Here is a 21,510-nt window from a genome sequence, read left to right on the forward strand (position 1 = left end):
TTTGCATATCATTATATCTTACATACTTTAGATCTTTACAGATCCAAAATATACCTGTTAATAGATTTCCAAATATGTACCTGTATAGACCAGGACTTTTTTATTTTGCTCCTTTTCTTCGCAATTTGCAAGACAGAAAAATAGCCGACCTTTTATAAAAAGTCGGCTTCACCTATTATAATTCGAGTTCCCCCATACGAAGAAGCTCAACAACCGCTTGCGAACGTCCTTTAACCCCTAGCTTTTGCATTGCATTTGATATGTGGTTGCGTACAGTTTTTTCACTAATAAATAGTTCACTTGCAATTTCTTTCGTCGTTTTATCTTGAACCAATAATTCAAAGACTTCTCTCTCTCTCTTTGTGAGTAACGGTTTAGATTGATATGCTTTTTCCTTCAACTGGTATAACCCTCCTTGCTTAAGCCAGAGCTGTATATGTGTAAGTTGGGTGTTTATTTAGTCAAGATATTGTATGAACAAAATGTGCAGGTGGTGAATGAAAATGGGCTAATTTCGGCACGTTATTTATGATTTATATATATGTAAGAACTTCCAAAAAATCTTTTTCAAATAATAAGCGCGAAAATCCCCAAACTCCATTTATTACCTCTTTCTTTTCAGAAAGATTCATCAATAAACAGCCAATACTACCAAACAGGGATGTATGTGTTCATACCAATCCGCTTTGCACGCAAAATTTTATGTATTGGTGGTGTCATTATGTTTTCGGCCTTCAAACGATTTTTAATCGGTAGACCACTTAAGTCAACAGCACTCGGGGAACAAAAATTAAATAAACTAAAGGCACTCGCGATCCTTTCTTCTGACGCCCTTTCTTCTGTCGCTTACGGAACAGAACAAATTTTAATTGTATTAGCTGCATTTGGAGCGATTGCTTTCTGGTATTCCATCCCGATCGCAATTGGCGTTTTAATCTTATTGACAGCGCTCATTTTATCATACCGACAAATTATTTTTTCTTATCCGCATGGCGGAGGTGCTTATGTTGTTTCCAAAACAAACTTAGGCACAAATGCTGGGCTTATTGCAGGAGGATCATTACTTGTTGATTATATTCTTACTGTAGCTGTAAGTGTTTCAGCTGGAACCGATGCTATTACATCTGCTTTTCCGGCTTTGCACACATACACCGTTCCAATCGCGGTCATACTTGTTTTATTTATTACAATTTTGAATCTAAGAGGCGTAACGGAGTCAGCATCGATTCTAGCTTATCCTGTCTATCTCTTTGCCTTTGCACTTGTTATTTTAATTATTGCTGGTGTTTTTAAAATTTTTTCTGGGCAAGCTCCCGCTCATTTACATACACCGATTGGAACAGTCGTGCCTGGCATTACACTCTTCTTCTTGTTGAAGGCTTTTTCATCTGGTTGTTCCGCTTTAACAGGGGTAGAAGCAATTTCCAATGCAATTCCAAATTTTAAAGAACCGGCTGCAAAAAATGCAGCAAAAACATTAGTTATCATGGGGACGATTCTTGCTATTTTATTTACGGGTATTACATTTTTAGCCTATTGGTATGGAATTGCTCCGAAACATAATGACACTGTCGTGTCCCAAATTGCTTCAAATATATTTGGAAGGAATTTTGTATACTACTTTATTCAAGGAACAACTGCGCTTATTTTAGTACTAGCTGCAAACACAGGTTTTTCAGCATTTCCACTTTTAGCATTTAATTTAGCATCAGATAAATATATGCCGCGTATGTATTTAATGCGTGGAGATCGCTTAGGGTATTCAAATGGAATCATTACGTTAGGTATTAGTTCTATGCTTTTAATCGTTGCATTCCAAGGTAAAACCGAACAATTAATCCCGTTGTATGCTGTCGGGGTATTCATTCCTTTTACATTGTCACAAACAGGTATGATTATAAAATGGTTACGAGAAAAGCCAAAAGGATGGATGCCTAAGTTACTAACAAACTTATTAGGCGCTCTTATTTCATTAACTGTGCTTCTCATTTTTTTCATTACAAAATTTGCGCAAGTATGGTCCATTCTTATCTTTTTACCTATCATTGTTTTCATCTTTCATCGCATCCACAATCACTATGTTGCAGTAGGAGAACAGTTGCGCATCAATTTTAATGAAATTCCTGAAAAAGTAACTGGTAACGTCGTAATTGTTCCCGTCGCTGGTATTACAAAAGTAGTCGAACAATCCATCAATTACGCAGAAACAATTAGCGATCAAGTTATCGCTGTGTATGTAGCTTTTGATAAAGAAAGCGAACTACGTATGCAGGAAAAATGGAAAGAATGGCAACCGAATATTCGTCTCGTTACCTTTATCTCATCTTACCGAAGCTTAATGCGTCCTATCGCAAAATTAATTACAATTATTCAGCATAAGGCGCAAGAAAAGAATCGTTTCGTTACCGTTTTAATTCCGCAATTTATTACAAAAAAGAACTGGCATAACTTTTTACACAACCAATCGAGTGTATTACTACGTGTCTATCTTCTATATAAGAAAAATGTTATAGTCACAACAGTTCCTTACCGTTTCCGAAAATAAAAGCAATATACACATAAAAGAAAGGAGGCTATCCTCTCCTTTCTTTTATGTGTACAACTGCCTTACAAAACTGTAATCTTCTTTCAGAAAAATGTAATATAATTCGATAGTTTACATATTCTTTTCCATGTAAGATAAAAGTATAAAGAATCACCAATACATAAAAGAAACAAAATGGTGATTAAAAAAGAGAGGGGTTTATAATGGAAAAAAAGTTACGTAGATCTGAAACTGATAAAGTTTTATTTGGTGTATGCGGTGGTTTAGGAGAATATTTTGATATAAGCGTTAGTATGATTCGCATACTTTGGGTTATTGCGATTCTATGCTTCGGAACAGGTTTTTTAGTCTATCTTGTTTGTTTGTTGCTTATGCCACGTTCTTACTAAAAAGGCACCGGTGCCCAATCGGTGCCTTTCTTTCATCTTGTCACTTTTTGATAGAGCATACTTTCTTTTTGTGTTAACAAATACTTATTTGCTAAAATAAGAAACACACTAGAAGTCCATGTAAACGCTAAATCACGCAATCCTTGCCCGGTTTGTGCATGAAAATTTTCAGCCATCCCACTTTTATTTGCCATCCTACAAAAACGAACAGCAATATCCTTTGCAAATTCATTTTTGCCAACTGCTTGTAAAGCCTCAGTCATAATAAATGTTGTCGGTGCCCAAATTGGTCCGCGCCAATATCCATCATCACGATAATATGGACTCCTTATACTCTCTGTTGCAAAACCATACTTTGTCAAAAAGTGATTTTCTTTTTTCAATTCTACAAGTAAGCTTTCAATGATTTCTTCAGGTAACCTTTTTCCTAAAATGAGAGGAATATATAACACAAGACTATCTGATACTTCATATGAATGATTCCCAGATTGCGGGGCAATAAAACGCTTTTCTCTCCAACAATGTTGAATCATACGATTGAGCGTTGTATTTGCTCGCGCTTCCCATCGCTTTGCTTCTTCTTCAAATCCAAGCTTCTCTGCGACCTCCGATAATACCTCCATTTGTAAAATAAGAAATGAGCTTAAGTCCGGACTCTCAATAGGGGCACCACGGTGAAAAATCGTACTATTATCCCAACCGCTATCATTCCCATGATTATATTGAGGAACCCCATCCCCATCATCATCTCGATATGTAAACCACCAATCCGTCCATTTGCATAACGGTTCATACACTTCTTGTAAATGCCCTTCTGTTATAAAATCTGTATGTTCCATCATCCATTTCAGCGTCCACCCATGAATAGGTGGTTTACAGCAATTCCATAGCCCACTTTTATCGTTAATATAATCCGGTAATACACCGCACTCATCTTGCTTATCAAAGAAAATCATAAATTGATCCCACGCCACTGTCGGCTGATGTATCGCTAATGCCATCGCATTAAAACAATGATCCCAACTCCATATATTTGTCATCCAGTTTTTTGACATATACATCGCTTTTCTCGGTAAATACCCTTCCGCTTCTACCATACAAGACCATGTAATATAAGCCGCTAACTCTCTTCCTTTCAATAAGTCTTTCGGGACAGCCAATGTATGACGTAACCAATTTACAAAATCCGCTTCAGCAGCATCCACCGCCTCCGCGAATGTCTTCGTCTCCTTCGGCTTCTGCAATACTGTTTTGTATTCCGTTAGTTCCACATCAATCCCTGATCCTTCATCTTGTGCATAAATATCAACAATAATATGTTTACAACGAAGTTCTTCAAACGGGGCATCCATATGCATAACCCCTTCTATAGCAGATAAATGAAATCTTATTTCTTTTGAAAAGCTATTAATTTCCCACCCACCTTGTGCACTTGGAATACAGTAATCATACGAACTTGTAATCCCAATAAAACGTAGCTGCAATCGATCCGAATAAAAACGAATTGTATCAGAATGAGAGAAACAAATCTTCACATCACCTTCTACAGTTTGGAGCGTTAGTAAAGATGGCGACATCTTTGTTTCACATGGTAAAACCTCTCCTTTCCGATTTAATACCTCTATTTTAAACACTTCACCAAAATCGTCGTCACCACCGCGAATGTTTCGAATCAGTAATCCGTTATCATAGTTTAAAGAAATAACTAAAAAAGAACCGTAACGACTAAATGGAACTTGTTGTAAATCAAACATTTATATCCCCCTAGGAAAGAGCCCTAACAATAGAAGGGCTCTCTTGTAATTTAAGATTCTTTTACGATTTCAAAAGCTCGTTTATGATCCCCATTAAAAGGAACAATGTACACTTCAAACTGGCATGGCTCCGGCTTCAACTGATACTCCGGAAGCTGAGCCGGCCCACAACTCGCGCTTCCTAAACCATTTTGCTTATAATCTAGATGGAACGTAACAAACTCCCTTTCTTGTAATTCATATAAATGCTCTGCTTTCTCTAAATCTTCTGTCGTGTAAGGCAAGGCGCTAAAATTAAAATCTTGCGTACTATGCGCAACAAATCCAACATGATATTGATCATATAACGAAACCCACTTTACATCTGTTCGATTCCCCGTCTCTTGCGGAAAAACATACGGGAAAAATAAATCCTTTACAGTCATTTCATACAAATCTATTTTGTTCGCTTCTTTACTATCCACATATGATTCTCCTGGTCCACGTCCAAACCAACTTACATTTTGATATTGTTTTGGCAGACGCATTTCGAGCCCAATTCGCGGAAGCATCTCTGGTAAAGTACCGCTTGGATTCAACTTTGTCTCTATTTTCATAGCTCCGCTTCTTTCAATTTCATACGTATAAGTAAAAGCAATTTTCCAATTCACGACAAGCGGGGAAATACATCCTTTCACAACAACTTCAACATTTCCATTTTCAAGTTGTACAGCTTCTATACTCGCTACGTCATGTTTCACAAGGTGTACATATTGTTCTTTCCATTTTTCAACTACATACATATCATTATCAATTGTTGCCCGCCAAATATTTAATTCAGGCCCTTCTTCCATAAGTGATTGCCCTTTAAAGGTCCAGTCTTTTATACGCCCTGTTACAGGGTGAAAAGAAATAGCAAAACTTTCACCAGCAACACGAATTTCCTCCTTTGTTTCATGTAAAGTTACTGGCTCATATAACTTCGAATCTCTTTTTCTTCTTATCTTTTTCAGAGCTGGAATACAAAATTGTTCCCAAGCTATTTCATGTCCTGCTACTCCCCAATCTGTATCTGCTCCTAATACAATCGATACTGTTACATAGCAATCCGCCTCTGTATGAAGGGCTATTTCATCTTTAAAGAGCAACTGAATCTCACAACTCTCTTTCGGTAACAAAGGCGGGGCATCTATAGAATCACTCGCAATTACTTTTCCTTCTTTTTTGACAGCCCACTGCACACGATAGCCTTTCAATGAGCGAAAATCATATATATTTTGTATCGAAATCCTACCACTTCGTATGTCTATCTCTCCTACTTTAATAGGTTCAATTATTTTCTTATATTGCAACAAAGCTGGCGATGGCGTTCGATCTGGCAAGAGTAGTCCATCAATGCAGAAATTACTATTATGAGGAGTATCTCCAAAGTTACCTCCATATGCAAAGTACTCTTCTCCATTTTCATTCACTTGACGTAATCCGTGATCAATCCATTCCCAAACAAAGCCACCTTGTAATCTTTTATAACTATAAATCGCTTCCCAATATTCTTTTAATCCGCCTGGTCCATTTCCCATCGCATGAGCATACTCACATAAAATATGAGGTTTTTCCCACTTTTCTTCTTCTGCATAACCAATAATCTTTTCGACTGAAGAATACATTGTACTAAAAATATCAGCGACTTTCGTTTCTCGATCCCCTTCGTAATGAATGATTCTTGATTGGTCCAATTCCCTACACTTATTCGCCATTGCAATAAAATTACAACCGAACCCAGATTCATTTCCGAGTGACCACATAATAATTGAAGAATGATTGCGATCTCGACGCACCATACGTTCCACACGATCTACATAAGCATTTTCCCATTCAGGATCGTCACTTAATACGTTTGCATTACCAATTAACTCAAATCCATGGCATTCCAAATCAGCCTCATCAATTACATATAAACCATATTCATCGCATAGATCATAAAAACGTGGATCATTCGGATAATGTGCCGTTCGCACCGCATTAATATTATGCTGTTTCATAAGCATTACATCTTGTTTCATTGTTTCATATGTGACATATCTTCCTGTATCCGGGTCGTGATCGTGACGATTCACCCCTTTAAATATAATGGGAATACCATTGACAAGAAGATTTCTATCCTTCATCTCAATCATCCGGAAACCGATCTTCTGTGAAATCACTTCTACAACTTCACTATTTTCGTTTCGAATCGTGAACAATACAATATACAAATACGGGTCTTCTGCGGACCATTTCTGCGGCTTTTTGACAGAAAACGAATGTGTATCATCTATAACCCTTTTCCCCTGTAAGTCCAAATACGATGTATGTTGATCTAATACTTCCCCATTCTTATTACAAAACTTATACTCTAGTACATAATTTTTATTCAGTAATTGTTCGTTGCAAATCTTTGTACTTAGTTGTAATACACCATTTTCATAATTTTCATCAAGCGTTGTACATAACGTCATATCATAAATATGTACAGCAGGTTCATGCACAATGTACACATCACGAAAAATACCACTTAACCACCACATATCTTGATCTTCTATATAAGATCCATCACACCATCTATACACACATACTGTCATCGTATTCTTTCCGGTATGAACAAACGATGTAATATCAAACTCTGCCGTCAAACGACTTCCTTGGCTATATCCCACTTCTTCTCCATTTATCCATAAACGAAAGGCACTATCCACACCTTCAAATCGAATACGAATACATCCTCCGTTCCAACTTTCTGGTATATAAAATTCATTTTTATAACAACCCACTTGATTTTCAAATGGAACATGGGGTGGCTGAACCGGAAACGGATAATATAAATCGGTATAATGCGGCTTTCCGTATCCTTGCAATTGCCAATGCCCAGGTACATGAATCGTATCCCATTCACTACAATCAAATTCACTTATGAAAAAATTCTTTGGAAGTTGCTTTGGGGATTCTAAGTACAAAAACTTCCACATTCCATTCAGCAATTTGTAATAAGAAGAGCTTTCACGCGTAAAAGATAGAGCCGCTTGTTCAGTTTGAAATGGAATAAAATGTGCTCTTCCCTCCATGCGATTCCGCCCTGTTACTTGAACATTTTCTAAGTCCTCTAACATGTTATGTCCCATATCGATCCTCCTTTTTGCATTCACTTTGCCACATCATTTCTACGCTCTATTATTTAAGGCCCGTATGCCCCGACTCTTCCACAATATAGCGTTGTGCGAAAAAGAAGAGTGCAAGAGGTACAATACTAATTAACAATGTCACCGCCATAATCCCTTCCATATCAACGCCAAACATACCTTTAAACTGTGCTAAACCTAGCGTTAATGTATATTTGCTTTGGTCATTTAAGAAAATAAGCGGTCCTAGATAATCGTTCCAACATCCTAAAATATTAAAAACAGCAACAAGAATTAAAATCGGTTTCATAATCGGTAAATAAATACGGTAGTAAACTTGAAAAGCGTTCGCACCATCCATCCTTGCAGCCTCATCTAGCTCCTTTGGAACAGACATAATAAATTGTCTCATTAAAAAGATAAAAAACGCACCGCCAAACCAAGATGGAATAATTAAAGATTTTAACGTATTAATCCAGCCGAGAGCATTAAATTCCATATAAAGCGGAATCATCGTTACTTCCCACGGAATCATCATCGTCGCTAGCACAATCATGAACAAAATATCCCGTCCTTTAAATTTAAAACGTGCAAAACCGTATGCTACTAAAGAAGATGATATTAACTGTCCGATTGTTGAAAATACTGTTACAACAATTGAATTCCATAAAAAAGTATTAAATGGTTGACTCGTCCACGCCTTTGCAAAATTACTAAATTTAAACTCAGATGGAATCCACTTTGGCGGATATAAATATAATTCTTCTGGTGATTTCACAGATGTTGTAATCATCCAAAAGAAGGGCAATAAAAATAAAATGGAAAAACCTATTAATAGTGCGTACACTACAATTCGATGTATGCGCTTCTTCGTTCTCACACTGCATCCTCCTTATTCATCTTCTACTTTGACTTCATCTCATTTTCATAATAAACCCAAGCTGCTGATGATTTAAAAACAAGTAGTGTTAACCCTAAAATGATTAAAAACATAAACCAAGCATTCGCTGATGAATAGCCCATTTTAAAATACTTAAATGCATTTTCATATACATACATTGCGTAAAAATAGGTGGACTTCAATGGACCTCCGCCGGTTAATACAAGCGCTAATGTTAATTGTTGAAACGCACCGATAATTGTTGTAATTAAATTAAATAAAATCGTCGGCGTTAACATCGGCAATGTAATTTTGAAAAATTGTTGCACTTTTCCAGCTCCATCAATGGAAGCAGCCTCATACAAGTTTTGCGGGATATTTTTTAATCCTGCTAAAAAAATGAGCATAAGCGTACCTTGTCCCCATAAACTAGCAATTACCATCGCAATTAGCGACCAGTTCGGATCACTTAACCAATTTGGTCCTTTTATACCAACAAGCGATAGAAAATAATTCAAAATACCATACTCTCCGTTATACACCCATGCCCAAATCATCGCTAAAGCCACACCAGAAATAACGCTTGGCAAATAGAAAAATGTTCGAAAAAACGCATATCCTTTTACCTTTTGATTTAGCAAAACCGCTAAAAATAGAGCAATAATTAAATTAAATGGAACAAATAATGCTGCAAATTTCACCGTAACCCATAACGAGTCCCAAAACATCGGGTCATTTAGAAACATATCTTGATAGTTTTTTAGTCCAACAAATTGAACTTCTCCAATAAGCGGCCAGTCAAAAAAACTAATAAATAATGAAAATAAAAGAGGACCAAGGGTAAAGGTTACAAAGCCAAATACCCATGGAAATATAAATGCATAAGGAACGAGCTTCTCCCATTTCATTTTCTTTTTCCTAATGGCTATATTCGTTTCACTTTCTATAGATACTCCATATTTCAACATCCACACCTCTTTGCTTTTACAATTATTTATCCATATATTTCTCTGAATCTTGAACAGCTTTATTTAATAATTGCTCTGGATCTTGTCCAAGCATAATTGCATTTATTGCCGCTGATAAATTCCGGTTTACTTCATCCCATTTTGGGTTAAGTAAAAATGCTGGTGTATTTGTTGAACGTTCTAGCATTGTGTAGAACGGTTTAACATTCGCATCTTCCTCTTTCTTCAATTCTTTTACAACACTAATTCGAACTGGCAAATCAGAAGTTCGCATTTTAATTGCTTCTGGTGAAGAATAAAACTTAACAAACTCCCAAGCTAACTCTTTATGCTTTGCATCTTTTGCAATTGAAACAGCTGATGTACCAACAAGTCCCTTCACTGGTTTCCCTTTAAATGCAGGAGGTTCTACTGTACCAAAATCAATTTTTGCATCTTTAAATCCTTCTAATGGCCAAATTCCACTCTCCCACATCGCTAACTTCCCAGCTTTAAAAATATCATCACCGCTCTGTTGATTTTTTCCCCCTACTAATACAGCCGTTTTATCCTTTAGCATACTTTGAAAAGATTTCATAACTTCAATTGTTTCTGGACTGTTCATATGTCCTTTTATTTGTTTTCCATCTTCACTTACAAAACTACTACCGTTACTCCAAATAAACCCTTGTAAATCATACGTATCTGGCTCAGGTCGTAAAGCAAAGCCATATTGTTTATTGCTTGCATCTGTTAACTTTTTCGCAGTGTCTACAAACTCATCCCAGGTCCATCCATCTTTCGGGTATGGAATATTCGCTTTATCAAATAACTTTTTATTGTAATATATAACCCGCGTTGTAAACCCTGCTGGCATACCATATAATTTCCCGTCAATACTAGAGTAGTTAAATAGCCCTTGATAAAAGTCATCTAATTTCATATCTGAATCTTTCTTTGCCAGTTCATCTAAAGGCTCAAGAGATTTATAGTAAGCTGGGAAATTCCACATATACATAACATCCGGTGGGTTTTTCGCCCCGAAAGATGCTGCGAGCTTTTGATCAAAACCATCACCATAAGCCTCCACCTGTACTTTTACTCCCGGATTCTTCTCTTCAAATTTCTTTGCAATTTGCTGCTGAATCTTTAAATTCTTTCCAGCATCCCAAGTTGCAAATCGCAAAACTGTTCCATCATTTGATGTTTGTTTCTTTTCATCATCCTTTGATGATTTTTTGCTTGTAGTCTCATTTGAGCTACAACCAGCTAAAAAAACAATAAGTACGAGCATAAAACTAAGACATACATGTACCATTTTTCTCACTGCACACACTCCCCTTCTCCAAAAAGCTTTTTATTTCTGATTTTTCAGAACAAATAATTTAACCGCTTTCATTTTACCTTTTATGAAAGCGGTTAAAAACATCGATTTGTTCGATTTTTGTTATCAAATTGTTCGTTCGACGAAATCAGGGTGTCAATTTGTTTTATATAAAGTTCCACATTGTTTTTCTCGATATTCGGATGGCGTTGTTCCTGTACACTTTTTAAACCATTTACTAAAATATTTACTATTTGAAATACCAATATGTTCCGCTACCTCTTGAATCGTAAGTGAGGTTGTTTGAAGCATTTGCATGGCAAGTTCAAGTTTTCTTCGTTCTGTAAAAGAATGAAAACTTTCACCTATTATCTTTTTAAAAAGCATACTAAAATGGCTCCTGCTTAGCCCCACCATCTCTGCCACTTCTGAAACAACAATTGGCTCTGATAAATGATTCATTGTATACAAAATAGCCTCTTTAATTGTTTTTGGCCAATTGTTAATCGTTACTTTATACTTAATCTCAAGTTCTGCAAATTGCTTCATCGATTTAACCGAATCGATCCATTGCTCTATACTGAACAGCTCCCCTGATGTAATCCAATATAGCTCTTCGTATGTACTCTTTACATCCATAAACATTTGCTCCATCATTTCCTTATAGTTTTCATTAAGAAATAAGAAACATTGCTCCTTTCCACATAAGATCTTCACATGTGGATTTGGTATCTTTTGATCAATATCTTGTAATATGAGATGTAATCTCGATTCCGATCTTATAAAACAAGCATAATACCCATCGTTCATCCATTTCCATTCATTACGAAATAAATCCACAAGTACTTCTTGAAACTGATTTTGAAAACCACATAACCATTGAAAAAAATCTTCGTAAAAGAGGAATTTTTGCTGTTCAATCCCTTCCGCTTCCCTATGAATCATTACCTCTTTTTGAAATGCTCGTAAATATTGATCCAGCTCCTCATCATGAAACGATGTTTTCAATAAATAACCTGAAACCCCCAGTTTAATTCCTTCTTGCGCATATTCAAAATCACGATGACAACTTAATAATAATACCTTTGTTTTCGGCGCATGTTGTTTAATCTTTTTCACAAACTCAATTCCATTTACAACAGGCATAACAATATCTGTAATAACCACTTCTGGCTCATGCTGTACAAACTCCTCCCATCCTCTCTCACCATTTGGCACATCCGCTACTACTTCCATATTATATGCCGACCAATCTACCGCCATCTTCAATCCCCTTCGAACAATCGTCTCGTCATCCGCAATGAGCACTTTAATACGTTTCACTTCTGTATCCCTCCCTTTGGCCAAAGAATCTGAACTATAGTTCCTTTCTTTTCTTCTGATTGAATCGTTAATCCGTACTCTAGCCCAAAGTGTAATTTGAATTTTTGATCGATATTATATAATCCAAGCCCCCCTCTTTGTTCTGCAGACGGCTCTTGTAATAAATCCCGTTTCCGCCTATCAGAAATACCACGACCATCATCGGTAATATGTATACATAAGTCACCATTATCCTTTTCAAATGCCGATAATGTAATAGCTCCATGTCCATCGTCGAAAGCATGAAAAAATATGTTTTCAAATATAGGCTGAAGCGACATTCTTGGAATATGTTCCCCTTTCATAGAAGACGAGACATTTTGCGTATAAGAAAAATGATTTCCAAATCGAATCTCCTGTACCTTTAAATAGTGCTCAATAATGGTTAGTTCACTTTGGAGTGTGACAAGATCATTCGCAAAATTTAAATTCCCTTCTAACACAGCAACAAGATGATAAATCATTTCACTTACATCACTTGCCCCCTGAAGCTTTGCTTTCCATTGAATAGAATTTAATGTATTAAATAGCAAGTGCGGATTAATTTGATAATGAATTGCCTTGAGCTCAGCTTCTTTTTTCAACTTTTCTTTCTGATATATTTCTTCTACTAATGATTTAATTTTAACAACCATTTTATTGAAATTCACAGTTAAACTCCCTACTTCATCTTGTGAATTTACTGGTATATTTGTATAAAAATCTCCTTTACTTACTTGAGATATTGCATGATCCAAATTCGTGATATTTTCCGTTAACTTAGCCGAGATTAAAAATGCCAGCATAAAAGCTAAGCACAGTGATACAACAATTCCAATTAATGTAACAAACAAAATAATTGTAGAAGATTGATAAAATTCTTTTTCTGGAATAATAATTTCTAGATTCCATTTATTTGATGCAATTGGCTTTTCCCAAATGATATCATCCTTGTTTTTTTTATAATTTTCATCCGTCGTATAAATCACCTGTTTTTTTTCATCACGAATGGTAATCAATGCATGCAAATCTGTTTCTAATGAATCAATAAACTTAAATAAATCCGTCGCATCTGTTTCCACTAATATTCGGCTATCTTTCAAGCTACCGAATGATGTTTTAACTGGAACAAGTAATCCAATTACTTTGCTTTTATCAAGTGCAGAGTAATGGTTCGGAACATAGATCCCATTCCAATACCCCTGTGATAAATTCCCTTGTTCTTCCCAAAATTTTTCTTGTTTTAGTTTCTGCACATCTAAATACCGATCTCCATAATAATAACCGCTAGGTGTAATTAAAAAGATCCCCTTCGTTTGTGCTGTTTTATGCGCTTCTAAAAACCTTTCAAAATTTTTCTCAATAATAAATTCCGAATACGATTTCGGTGCTTCTTTTTTTAAAACAATTAATGTCGGGTCTGATAAATATTCTTGAATATCACTAGCAATTAAATGCATATGGCTTAATGTTAATTCAATTTGAGTTTGAAGCTGCGATATAGCAAACTTTCCATAATCCCCAAACTGTTCATTTACAAGATTGGATGACTTTTCATATGACATCCAACTAAACAACATGAGCGGAATAAGTGCGACCACTAAAAAACATGTTAATAACTTTAAACGAAGGCTTGTTCGAATTTGTTGCACCAATCTCCATAATCTAAATTTCGTCATTCGCCTCATCCCTTATCCTACTCAGTTTATTTTTCAGAATATTCCAACTTAACTGTATTTTATCAAAAATACAGTTAAAAGCTATAAAAAAAGAGCGCTTTATTGCAAGCGCTCCTTTTTATAGCTAAGAAGAATACTTCATCGTTAAATGCAAAACAGCTATTTCATCTCCAGCATTTTTATAACTATGCTTCTTATTCGCTTCAAACTGAATCGAATCAAATTCATTTAATTCATATACATCATTTTCAACTTGAATAGCAACTTGTCCTTTCATAACTGTAACAAGTTCAATCGCCCCTTCATGGTGAGACTCTGGCTCATACATACTTTGCGGTCTTAAACAAGCACGATGCATCTCCATGCCCGTTTCTTTCGTATACCGGAACATTGTCTCTAACCGCCATGCCTGTCCTACGTCTACCGAAAATCCTTCTCCACAGCGAGCAATCGCTACTGGTTCTCCAACTACCATTAACCTCGACAATGGAATTGACAGCCCCTTCGTAATTTTCCAAATGACGGCTAATGTTGGATTCGTTTCACCTCTTTCGATTTTTCCTAATGTTAATTTACTAACCCCTGTTTTTTGCGCCAATTCTTCTAAACTCAGTTTTTGTTCATTACGAATTTGTCTTAATAACTGACCAACTTGCTGAATGACTTCTTTTGTTTGCATATCCTCTTTTTCTTTCATAGTAACAAAATCACCTCTAAGTATAAAATAGTTTACTTTAATCAACTTTAAGTATATTATACTATACATAAATGTTTCGAATCTCGAAAGGAGTGCTTACGTATCATGCGCGCAATATTATTAGGTATTTTATCATCCGCCTTTTTCTCTGCAACATTCATTATTAACAGAGCAATGAATGTATCTGGAACAAGCTGGGCTTGGACTGCTTCTTTTCGCTTTTTATTCGCTCTCCCTATTTTATTCCTTATCGTTTTATTTCGCAAAAACCTTTGGCCCTTATGGTCAGAAATGCGAAAACATCCCTTTGCATGGCTAGGATGGGGATCTTTAGCAGGGATCGGCTTTTATTCTTTATTAAGCTTTGCTGCTGTCTTTTCTCCCGCTTGGCTTGTTGCAGGAACTTGGCAAGTTACAATACTCGCTGGCTTGCTACTATCGCCATTATTTTTTATTACGATTGAAACAAAAACAGGTACAAAACGCGTACGCGGAAAAATCCCACTTCGCAGTTTATACGTATCACTTTTCATTTTAATTGGTGTCATTTGTATGCAAGCAACAGAAGCTGGGCATATTACAGCCACTCAATTTATATCTGGTTTTCTTCCTGTTGTTCTTGCAGCTTTCTTATATCCATTCGGCAATCGAAAAATGATGGAAGTTGTAGGAGGACGCCTTGATACTTTCCAGCGTGTATTAGGAATGGCAATCGGCAGCCTGCCTATAGCAATTATTCTTGCAATATATGGTTTTGGGGCAACAGGTATTCCAACATCCGGTCAAATGCTTCAAGGATTTTTATTAGCATTATGTTCTGGTGTTATCGCCACAATGACATTTTTCTTTGCAACAGATTTAGCGAAAGATAACCTTTCCTTATTAGGTGCTGTAGAAGCAACGCAAGCCGGAACTATGGTATTTACTGTTCTTGGTGAAATGCTTTTCTTAAATGGTTCATTCCCTATCGGACTCTCACTTATTGGGATGATTGTCATTATAGCTGGAATGATCACAAATAGCATTTTGAATCGATCTATTCCAGTTACTAAACGAAAGAAAACAGCATAACAAATGAAAACACTGCATAAATAAAAACATGATTATTCTTTGAGAATCATGTTTTTTATTTGATCAAAATTGTATAATCCTTCCCTATTTTTTTATCAGAATAATATTTCATTTTCCATTTATACTTAAAAGCACCTAATTTTATGCTATACTACGATTCATGTGTACATGAGGAGGAAAATTATGTTAAAAAAAGGAATCGCTGAATTTATTGGTACTTTTGTACTTGTATTATTTGGAACTGGAACAGCTGTTTTAGGCGGCGGAATTGAAGGAATTGGAACTTTAGGAATTGCAATGGCTTTCGGATTATCAATTGTTGCTATGGCATATAGCATTGGAACAATTTCTGGATGTCATGTAAACCCGGCAGTATCAATTGCCATGTTTGTAAACAAACGAATGAATGCTATGGAACTTAGCTACTATTTATTAGCTCAAGTTTTAGGTGGTTTATTAGGAACTGCAACATTAGTGACAATTTTAAAATCTTCTAATATGTCTTTAGATAACTTAGGACAAAATGCTTTTGGAAATCTTGGTTTGTCAGGATCTTTCTTAGTTGAATTTGTTTTAACATTCGTCTTTATTTTAGTAATTATTGTAGTAACAGGTAAAAAGGGAAACGCACAATTAGCTGGATTAGTAATTGGCTTTACACTGGTATTAGTTCACTTATTAGGTATTCCATTAACAGGCACTTCTGTTAACCCTGCACGTAGCCTAGCACCAGCTTTATTTGCTGGCGGAGAAGCTGTATCTCAATTGTGGGTATTTATTGTTGCACCAATTCTTGGTGGTATCGTTGCTGCCATTGTAGGGAAATTTGTATTAAATACTGAAAAATAGAATCTTCGATCTTTCTGAAAGTAAAAGAAGCGAGCCCACTTATACGAGGCTCGCTTTTTTTACTTTTTAATTTTTGATTGTAAATTTGTAACAAGTTGCTGAACTGTTACATTCGCAAGTACGCTTTCCATCGCTTCTTGCGCTTGCATTAATATAATTTCTAATACCGATTGAATATTCGCACCTACTGGACATTCAATATTTGGATTCTCATGGAAAGAAAATAGATGTCCTTCTTCTACTACTTCCACTGCTTTATATACATCAAGTAATGTAATCTCATCTAAATCACGAGCAAGTGATGTACCACCTTTCCCTGCTTGTACATCCACTAGACCTGCTCTTTTTAACATTCCTGTAATGCGGCGAATCACAACTGGGTTTGTATTCACACTGCCAGCAATCCATTCAGAGGTACAGCGAGAGTTTCGATCTATCGCAAGTAACGTTAACATATGAACACCTACTGTAAAACGGCTACTAATTCCCATCTGCACACCCTCCTTTTTATTCATTCTATTAAAAGACAACTCTTATTATTATATACTATTTTTAATTTATACATAAAGAAAAAGCATGATTTCACAAGAAAATCATGCTTTTTCCTATTATTGACGTTTAATAAATTTCGCTAAATCTTTAAATTTCACTTTGTCTGAGTAATTCATTACACCATTTACATAAATACGACTCGTAACAGCACTTAATATACCAATCGTCGCCAAAAGAATCGCAAGTGTTATCGTAATTTCTAACATCCCCGCCTCACCAGCTACAATGCGCGAGAATGTGACCATCGGTGTAAAGAACGGAACATACGAACTTACAACAACAATAGTACTATTCGGATCACTTAATGATTTCATACTAATGAATAATGCTGCCATTATTAAAATCGACACCGGGAACATTACACCTTGTAAATCCTCAGTCTTAGAAACAACCGCACCAGCAGCTGCATACATCATCGCATAAAGGAAATATCCTGTAACAAAATAAATTAGGAACATACTGATAACTTGTGCATCTAGCTTTGTAAAATCAATTGGCAATCCAAATAATGAACCACTTTCTAAATCTACCCAGCCTAGTACACAAGGAACAAGGTAACCACATGCCAATATAACAAGTTGTAATAACGCCGTTGAAACAACTGCCAAAATTTTTGCATACATCATAGTAAGAGGTTTTACTTTCGGAATCATGACTTCCATAACGCGAGAAGCTTTTTCAGAAGCAATATTCATCGCAATTGTGCTTCCGAACGCAACAATGAACATATACAAAGCGAATGTAAAGAAATATGCAATTCCGAAAGAGGCAGAACGATCTTTTATCGCTTCTTGTTTCACGGAAATTTCTGTTTGCAATTGTTGTGCAATTTCCGGTGAAACATTATGTTTAGCAACCGTTACTGCCGTATATTGCTCCTTTAAATAACTAGCCATAATTGTAGAAGTTGTTTCACTAGGGAACCCATTAAACATATACGTAACCTCTGGAACTCCATTCTTTTCTTTCACATGGAATAAACCATCTAAATCTCCTTCTTCTACTTGTTTATGGAATTTATCAAAATCACCCTTTGAACCAACCGTTATTTTTGCTGATGGCAATAACTTATTTAACTCTTCTTTTTGTATTTTATATGTAGAACTTTCTACTACAACTGCAATCTTATCTTTCTCCTTACTTTTATCTCCATCAGAAGTGAAATGGTTAAATGCAAAGATTCCAAACACAACTAAAAATAAAATCGCACTCGTAATCAATGATTTTTTAGAAAAAAATGCTTCCCTGAAATAAAATGAAAATACATGAGAAAATTTACGCATTGTTATTTCGCCCTTTCTACAAATATTTCGTTTAGCGTCGGCTCTAGCATTTTAAATTGCCTTAAGCTTACACCTTGCTCTTGCAATTGTTGCAAAATCTTTAGAGCTTCTGCATCGTCTTGTACTTTTACATAAAGAAGGCCTTGTTGTTTTTCATACGGAACATGTATAGCTTCTAATCCCTTTTCATTCTCTGCTGTATCTTCAATAGTTAAATTACGAAAACCGTATTCTTTCTTAATATCACTTAGCTGTCCTTCTACGACTGCTTCACCTTTTTTCAAAATACATACATGTTGGCAAAAAGCCTCTACTTGTTCCATACGATGACTTGATAAAATAATCGTCTTTCCGCTCTGTACTTGTTCTTCAATAATACTAGCTAGCATTCCAGCATTAACTGGATCAAGTCCGCTAAATGGTTCATCTAAAATAAGTAGTTCTGGATTATGAAGAAGGGCCGCAATTAATTGGATTTTTTGTTGATTCCCTTTTGAAAGCTCTCCTGCCGTTTTAAATTTATATTCTGGGATTGCTAATCGTTCTAACCAGTGATCGATTGCAAGATCGACTTCTTTCTTCGTCATTCCTTCTAATCTACCAAAATATCGCAGTTGATCTATTACCTTACTTTTTGTATATAATCCTCTTTCCTCTGGCAAATATCCAATTGTTACCCCACTATTACCAAATGTTTTTCCATCCCACGTAATAGAACCTTCATTAGGCGTTAATAACCCAAGAAGCATTTTAATTGTCGTTGTTTTCCCTGCACCATTTCGGCCAAGTAAACCTAACACTTCACCTTTTGGTAACGAGATTTGCAAACCGTTAACTGCCTTTGATTCTCCAAATGTTTTTGTTAAGTTTTGAATTTGTAAACTCAAAGTATAAAGCCTCCCCTTTAATATCATTCGTACTCTCTTAAAGACTATGATTGTTTGAAATAAAATATAGTATTATATTTCATTCTCTTATATGTACCATCATCTCTAATCCATCATTTGTTTCATTTAGTTAAAATTGTAAATAACAGAACGGAGTTTGTCAATTATAATTGTCATTTTGACAATAAAGTAAGTCAAATAACTCATTATCATTTTGTTCATCTTTCTAATATAGGGCACACTACTATATATACAAAAGACAATATACAAAAGTTCATAAAAAAGGTATAAAAAATATTATATTTTAATATATAATATTAAAGAATTTAGTTACATCAAGGAGGATACATATGAAAATGAAAAGAGGCATTACCACATTATTATCTGTAGCAGTTCTTTCTACATCACTTGTAGCATGTTCAGGAACAGCTGAAAAAACTGTAGCAAAAGAAGAAAAAGTAAAATTAACAGATCAACAGCTAATGGCTGATCTATGGTATCAAACAGCTGGTGAAACAAAAGCTTTGTATTATCAAGGCTATAACATCGGACAATTAAAACTCGATGCTGCTCTTGCAAAAGGGACAAGTAAAAAACCAGCAATTGTACTAGATTTAGATGAAACCGTTTTAGATAACAGCCCCCACCAAGCGATGACTGTGAAAGAAGGAAAGGGCTATCCTTATAAATGGGATGAGTGGATTAATAAAGCAGAAGCGGCAGCTCTTCCTGGTGCAATTGACTTCTTAAAATATACTGAATCTAAAGGTGTCGATATCTACTACATTTCAAACCGTAAAACAAATCAATTAGATGCAACGATTAAAAACCTTGAACGCGTTGGCGCTCCACAAGCAACGAAAGAACATATTTTACTACAAGACCCGAAAGAAAAAGGGAAAGAAAAACGTCGTGAACTTGTTTCACAATCACACGATATCGTCCTATTCTTCGGTGATAACTTATCTGACTTCACTGGATTTGATGGGAAATCTGTAAAAGATCGCAATCAAACAGTTGAAGAAACAAAAGCACAATTTGGCGAGAAATTCATCATTTTCCCTAACCCAATGTATGGTGATTGGGAAGGCGCTCTATATGATTACAATTTCAAAAAATCTGATGCAGAAAAAGATAAAATTCGTCGTGATAACTTAAAATCATTCGAAGTAAAATAGTAAAAGGATGGCATAGGCCATCCTTTTACTATTTTATCCTAATCTAATCATACACATATCTGAATGTTACATATATAAATCAACAAAATCAAACATTTTTTGACATTTTCTTTGCAATTCTATTACGTTACGACTCTTATATTTCTTTTTATAGAAACTAGACTTATAATTAACATACTAGAAAAATTATAAGAAAGGACTGAGATTACACAGCGTTATGAAAAAGGTAATTGTTATTTCTGCCACTACGATTGTAATCGGTATTACATCCTTCGCTTATTTCAGCTCAAAATCACCATTACAAAATGAAGCGAAAGCTGTCGAAACACAAAAACATATTGAACATCCAAAAGAAGAGATTCCAACATTCCCAAAAGCAACTCATACTGCTAAAAAAATAGATGAGAATTTCTCTCTTGTTACAAATCCAGATTCACCTCTTGTATTAGTAAATAAACATCGTAAATTACCAGATGGCTATACACCAGACGATCTTATAAGACCAGACGTTCCATTTGCATATCCAAAAGATAAAGAGAAAACATTACTTCGTAAAGATGCTGGTGCAGCTCTCGAAAAAATGTTCCATGCAGCAAAAGAACAAGGACTAGAGCTTACTGCTGTATCAGGATACCGTTCTTATAAACGACAACAATCATTACATAATATGTACATAAAACGACAAGGACAAGCTGAAGCAGATTCGGTAAGCGCAATCCCTGGAACAAGTGAACATCAAACAGGCCTTACAATGGATATTAGTTCTAAATCAGCAAATTATCAATTAGAGCCTATTTTCGGTGAAACAGAGGAAGGTAAATGGGTTGCAGCACATGCCCATGAATTTGGATTCATTATTCGTTATTTAGAGGATAAAACAGATACGACGGAATACGCATACGAACCATGGCATATTCGCTATGTTGGTAATCCATATGCTACATACTTACATAAACATCACTTAACATTAGAAGAAGCAATGGATGCAAAAAANANAGAG

At 35.6% G+C, this 21,510-nt stretch carries 18 protein-coding genes; 6 read left to right on the top strand and 12 right to left on the bottom strand.

Features of this window, described 5'->3' with window-relative positions:
• Positions 1-175 precede the first annotated feature (175 nt).
• A complete protein-coding gene (gene gerE, locus BPMYX0001_RS19275; protein ID WP_000659494.1) occupies positions 176-400 on the bottom strand; it encodes a spore germination transcription factor GerE in 225 nt (74 codons plus the stop codon).
• 321 nt (positions 401-721) lie between these two features.
• Here gerE and BPMYX0001_RS19280 point away from each other — a divergent pair, with 321 nt between their 5' ends.
• Positions 722-2,545: an APC family permease gene (locus BPMYX0001_RS19280; RefSeq protein WP_018764402.1), complete on the top strand. Its 1,824-nt coding sequence runs from the start codon at positions 722-724 to the stop codon at positions 2,543-2,545.
• 203 nt (positions 2,546-2,748) lie between these two features.
• Positions 2,749-2,934, top strand: coding sequence for a PspC domain-containing protein (locus BPMYX0001_RS19285; protein WP_003200751.1), 186 nt, complete (start codon positions 2,749-2,751; stop codon positions 2,932-2,934).
• A 32-nt stretch (positions 2,935-2,966) separates the two neighbouring features.
• Here BPMYX0001_RS19285 and BPMYX0001_RS19290 read toward each other — a convergent pair whose 3' ends face one another.
• The 8 genes from BPMYX0001_RS19290 to BPMYX0001_RS19325 form a co-directional block, all read right to left on the bottom strand.
• The gene (locus tag BPMYX0001_RS19290; RefSeq protein WP_006096084.1) at positions 2,967-4,688 is read right to left on the bottom strand and encodes an amylo-alpha-1,6-glucosidase; all 1,722 of its coding nucleotides are present in this window, start codon (positions 4,686-4,688) and stop codon (positions 2,967-2,969) included.
• Positions 4,689-4,738: 50 nt separating this feature from the next.
• Entirely contained in the window at positions 4,739-7,825 is a 3,087-nt protein-coding gene (gene lacZ / locus BPMYX0001_RS19295; protein ID WP_033799124.1) for a beta-galactosidase, LacZ type, read from the bottom strand.
• A gap of 49 nt (positions 7,826-7,874) precedes the next feature.
• Entirely contained in the window at positions 7,875-8,702 is an 828-nt protein-coding gene (locus BPMYX0001_RS19300; RefSeq protein WP_018764405.1) for a carbohydrate ABC transporter permease, read from the bottom strand.
• A gap of 23 nt (positions 8,703-8,725) precedes the next feature.
• On the bottom strand, positions 8,726-9,670 hold the full coding sequence (locus BPMYX0001_RS19305; protein WP_006096086.1) for a carbohydrate ABC transporter permease: 945 nt from the start codon (positions 9,668-9,670) through the stop codon (positions 8,726-8,728).
• 22 nt (positions 9,671-9,692) lie between these two features.
• The gene (locus BPMYX0001_RS19310) at positions 9,693-10,943 is read right to left on the bottom strand and encodes an ABC transporter substrate-binding protein (RefSeq protein WP_078211659.1); all 1,251 of its coding nucleotides are present in this window, start codon (positions 10,941-10,943) and stop codon (positions 9,693-9,695) included.
• A 186-nt stretch (positions 10,944-11,129) separates the two neighbouring features.
• Positions 11,130-12,296, bottom strand: a complete 1,167-nt coding sequence (locus BPMYX0001_RS19315) for a response regulator transcription factor (protein WP_033799126.1) — start codon at positions 12,294-12,296, stop codon at positions 11,130-11,132.
• Positions 12,293-14,002 carry a sensor histidine kinase gene (locus tag BPMYX0001_RS19320; protein WP_050774415.1) on the bottom strand — a complete coding sequence of 570 codons (1,710 nt, stop codon included), beginning with the start codon at positions 14,000-14,002 and terminating at the stop codon, positions 12,293-12,295. Before BPMYX0001_RS19320 ends, BPMYX0001_RS19315 begins: the two co-directional genes overlap by 4 nt.
• 115 nt (positions 14,003-14,117) lie before the next feature.
• Positions 14,118-14,690 carry a helix-turn-helix domain-containing protein gene (locus BPMYX0001_RS19325; RefSeq protein WP_006096090.1) on the bottom strand — a complete coding sequence of 191 codons (573 nt, stop codon included), beginning with the start codon at positions 14,688-14,690 and terminating at the stop codon, positions 14,118-14,120.
• Positions 14,691-14,795: 105 nt separating this feature from the next.
• Between BPMYX0001_RS19325 and BPMYX0001_RS19330 the strand changes: the two genes are divergently transcribed.
• Positions 14,796-15,761 carry a DMT family transporter gene (locus tag BPMYX0001_RS19330; RefSeq protein WP_006096091.1) on the top strand — a complete coding sequence of 322 codons (966 nt, stop codon included), beginning with the start codon at positions 14,796-14,798 and terminating at the stop codon, positions 15,759-15,761.
• A gap of 183 nt (positions 15,762-15,944) precedes the next feature.
• Positions 15,945-16,610 carry an aquaporin gene (locus tag BPMYX0001_RS19335; protein WP_006096092.1) on the top strand — a complete coding sequence of 222 codons (666 nt, stop codon included), beginning with the start codon at positions 15,945-15,947 and terminating at the stop codon, positions 16,608-16,610.
• Positions 16,611-16,669: 59 nt separating this feature from the next.
• Here BPMYX0001_RS19335 and BPMYX0001_RS19340 read toward each other — a convergent pair whose 3' ends face one another.
• The 3 genes from BPMYX0001_RS19340 to BPMYX0001_RS19350 all read right to left on the bottom strand — a co-directional run bounded on the left by BPMYX0001_RS19340 (position 16,670) and on the right by BPMYX0001_RS19350 (position 19,332).
• The gene (locus BPMYX0001_RS19340) at positions 16,670-17,101 is read right to left on the bottom strand and encodes an Rrf2 family transcriptional regulator (protein WP_016116523.1); all 432 of its coding nucleotides are present in this window, start codon (positions 17,099-17,101) and stop codon (positions 16,670-16,672) included.
• Positions 17,102-17,218: 117 nt separating this feature from the next.
• Positions 17,219-18,445: an ABC transporter permease gene (locus BPMYX0001_RS19345; RefSeq protein ID WP_003200723.1), complete on the bottom strand. Its 1,227-nt coding sequence runs from the start codon at positions 18,443-18,445 to the stop codon at positions 17,219-17,221.
• Positions 18,446-18,447: 2 nt separating this feature from the next.
• A complete protein-coding gene (locus BPMYX0001_RS19350; RefSeq protein ID WP_006096093.1) occupies positions 18,448-19,332 on the bottom strand; it encodes an ABC transporter ATP-binding protein in 885 nt (294 codons plus the stop codon).
• 350 nt (positions 19,333-19,682) lie between these two features.
• On the opposite strand from BPMYX0001_RS19350, the gene BPMYX0001_RS19355 reads away from it, so the two are divergent.
• Together BPMYX0001_RS19355 and BPMYX0001_RS33230 are read left to right on the top strand one after the other, a co-directional pair.
• Positions 19,683-20,510, top strand: coding sequence for a 5'-nucleotidase, lipoprotein e(P4) family (locus tag BPMYX0001_RS19355; RefSeq protein ID WP_006096094.1), 828 nt, complete (start codon positions 19,683-19,685; stop codon positions 20,508-20,510).
• 217 nt (positions 20,511-20,727) lie between these two features.
• Positions 20,728-21,510, top strand: a 783-nt coding sequence (locus BPMYX0001_RS33230; RefSeq protein ID WP_081449590.1) for a M15 family metallopeptidase, incomplete at its 3' end; no start/stop codon positions are given.

This window comes from Bacillus pseudomycoides DSM 12442 (assembly GCF_000161455.1).
GTDB lineage: Bacteria > Bacillota > Bacilli > Bacillales > Bacillaceae_G > Bacillus_A > Bacillus_A pseudomycoides.

Coding starts and splice junctions, on each gene's coding strand:
- BPMYX0001_RS19280 (WP_018764402.1), top strand. CDS start 722: ATGTTTTCGGCCTTCAAACGATTTTTAATCGGTAGACCACTTAAGTCA.
- BPMYX0001_RS19285 (WP_003200751.1), top strand. CDS start 2,749: ATGGAAAAAAAGTTACGTAGATCTGAAACTGATAAAGTTTTATTTGGT.
- BPMYX0001_RS19290 (WP_006096084.1), bottom strand. CDS start 4,688: ATGTTTGATTTACAACAAGTTCCATTTAGTCGTTACGGTTCTTTTTTA.
- lacZ (WP_033799124.1), bottom strand. CDS start 7,825: ATGGGACATAACATGTTAGAGGACTTAGAAAATGTTCAAGTAACAGGG.
- BPMYX0001_RS19305 (WP_006096086.1), bottom strand. CDS start 9,670: ATGTTGAAATATGGAGTATCTATAGAAAGTGAAACGAATATAGCCATT.
- BPMYX0001_RS19310 (WP_078211659.1), bottom strand. CDS start 10,943: ATGCTCGTACTTATTGTTTTTTTAGCTGGTTGTAGCTCAAATGAGACT.
- BPMYX0001_RS19320 (WP_050774415.1), bottom strand. CDS start 14,002: ATGAGGCGAATGACGAAATTTAGATTATGGAGATTGGTGCAACAAATT.
- BPMYX0001_RS19325 (WP_006096090.1), bottom strand. CDS start 14,690: ATGAAAGAAAAAGAGGATATGCAAACAAAAGAAGTCATTCAGCAAGTT.
- BPMYX0001_RS19330 (WP_006096091.1), top strand. CDS start 14,796: ATGCGCGCAATATTATTAGGTATTTTATCATCCGCCTTTTTCTCTGCA.
- BPMYX0001_RS19335 (WP_006096092.1), top strand. CDS start 15,945: ATGTTAAAAAAAGGAATCGCTGAATTTATTGGTACTTTTGTACTTGTA.
- BPMYX0001_RS19340 (WP_016116523.1), bottom strand. CDS start 17,101: ATGGGAATTAGTAGCCGTTTTACAGTAGGTGTTCATATGTTAACGTTA.
- BPMYX0001_RS19345 (WP_003200723.1), bottom strand. CDS start 18,445: ATGCGTAAATTTTCTCATGTATTTTCATTTTATTTCAGGGAAGCATTT.
- BPMYX0001_RS19355 (WP_006096094.1), top strand. CDS start 19,683: ATGAAAATGAAAAGAGGCATTACCACATTATTATCTGTAGCAGTTCTT.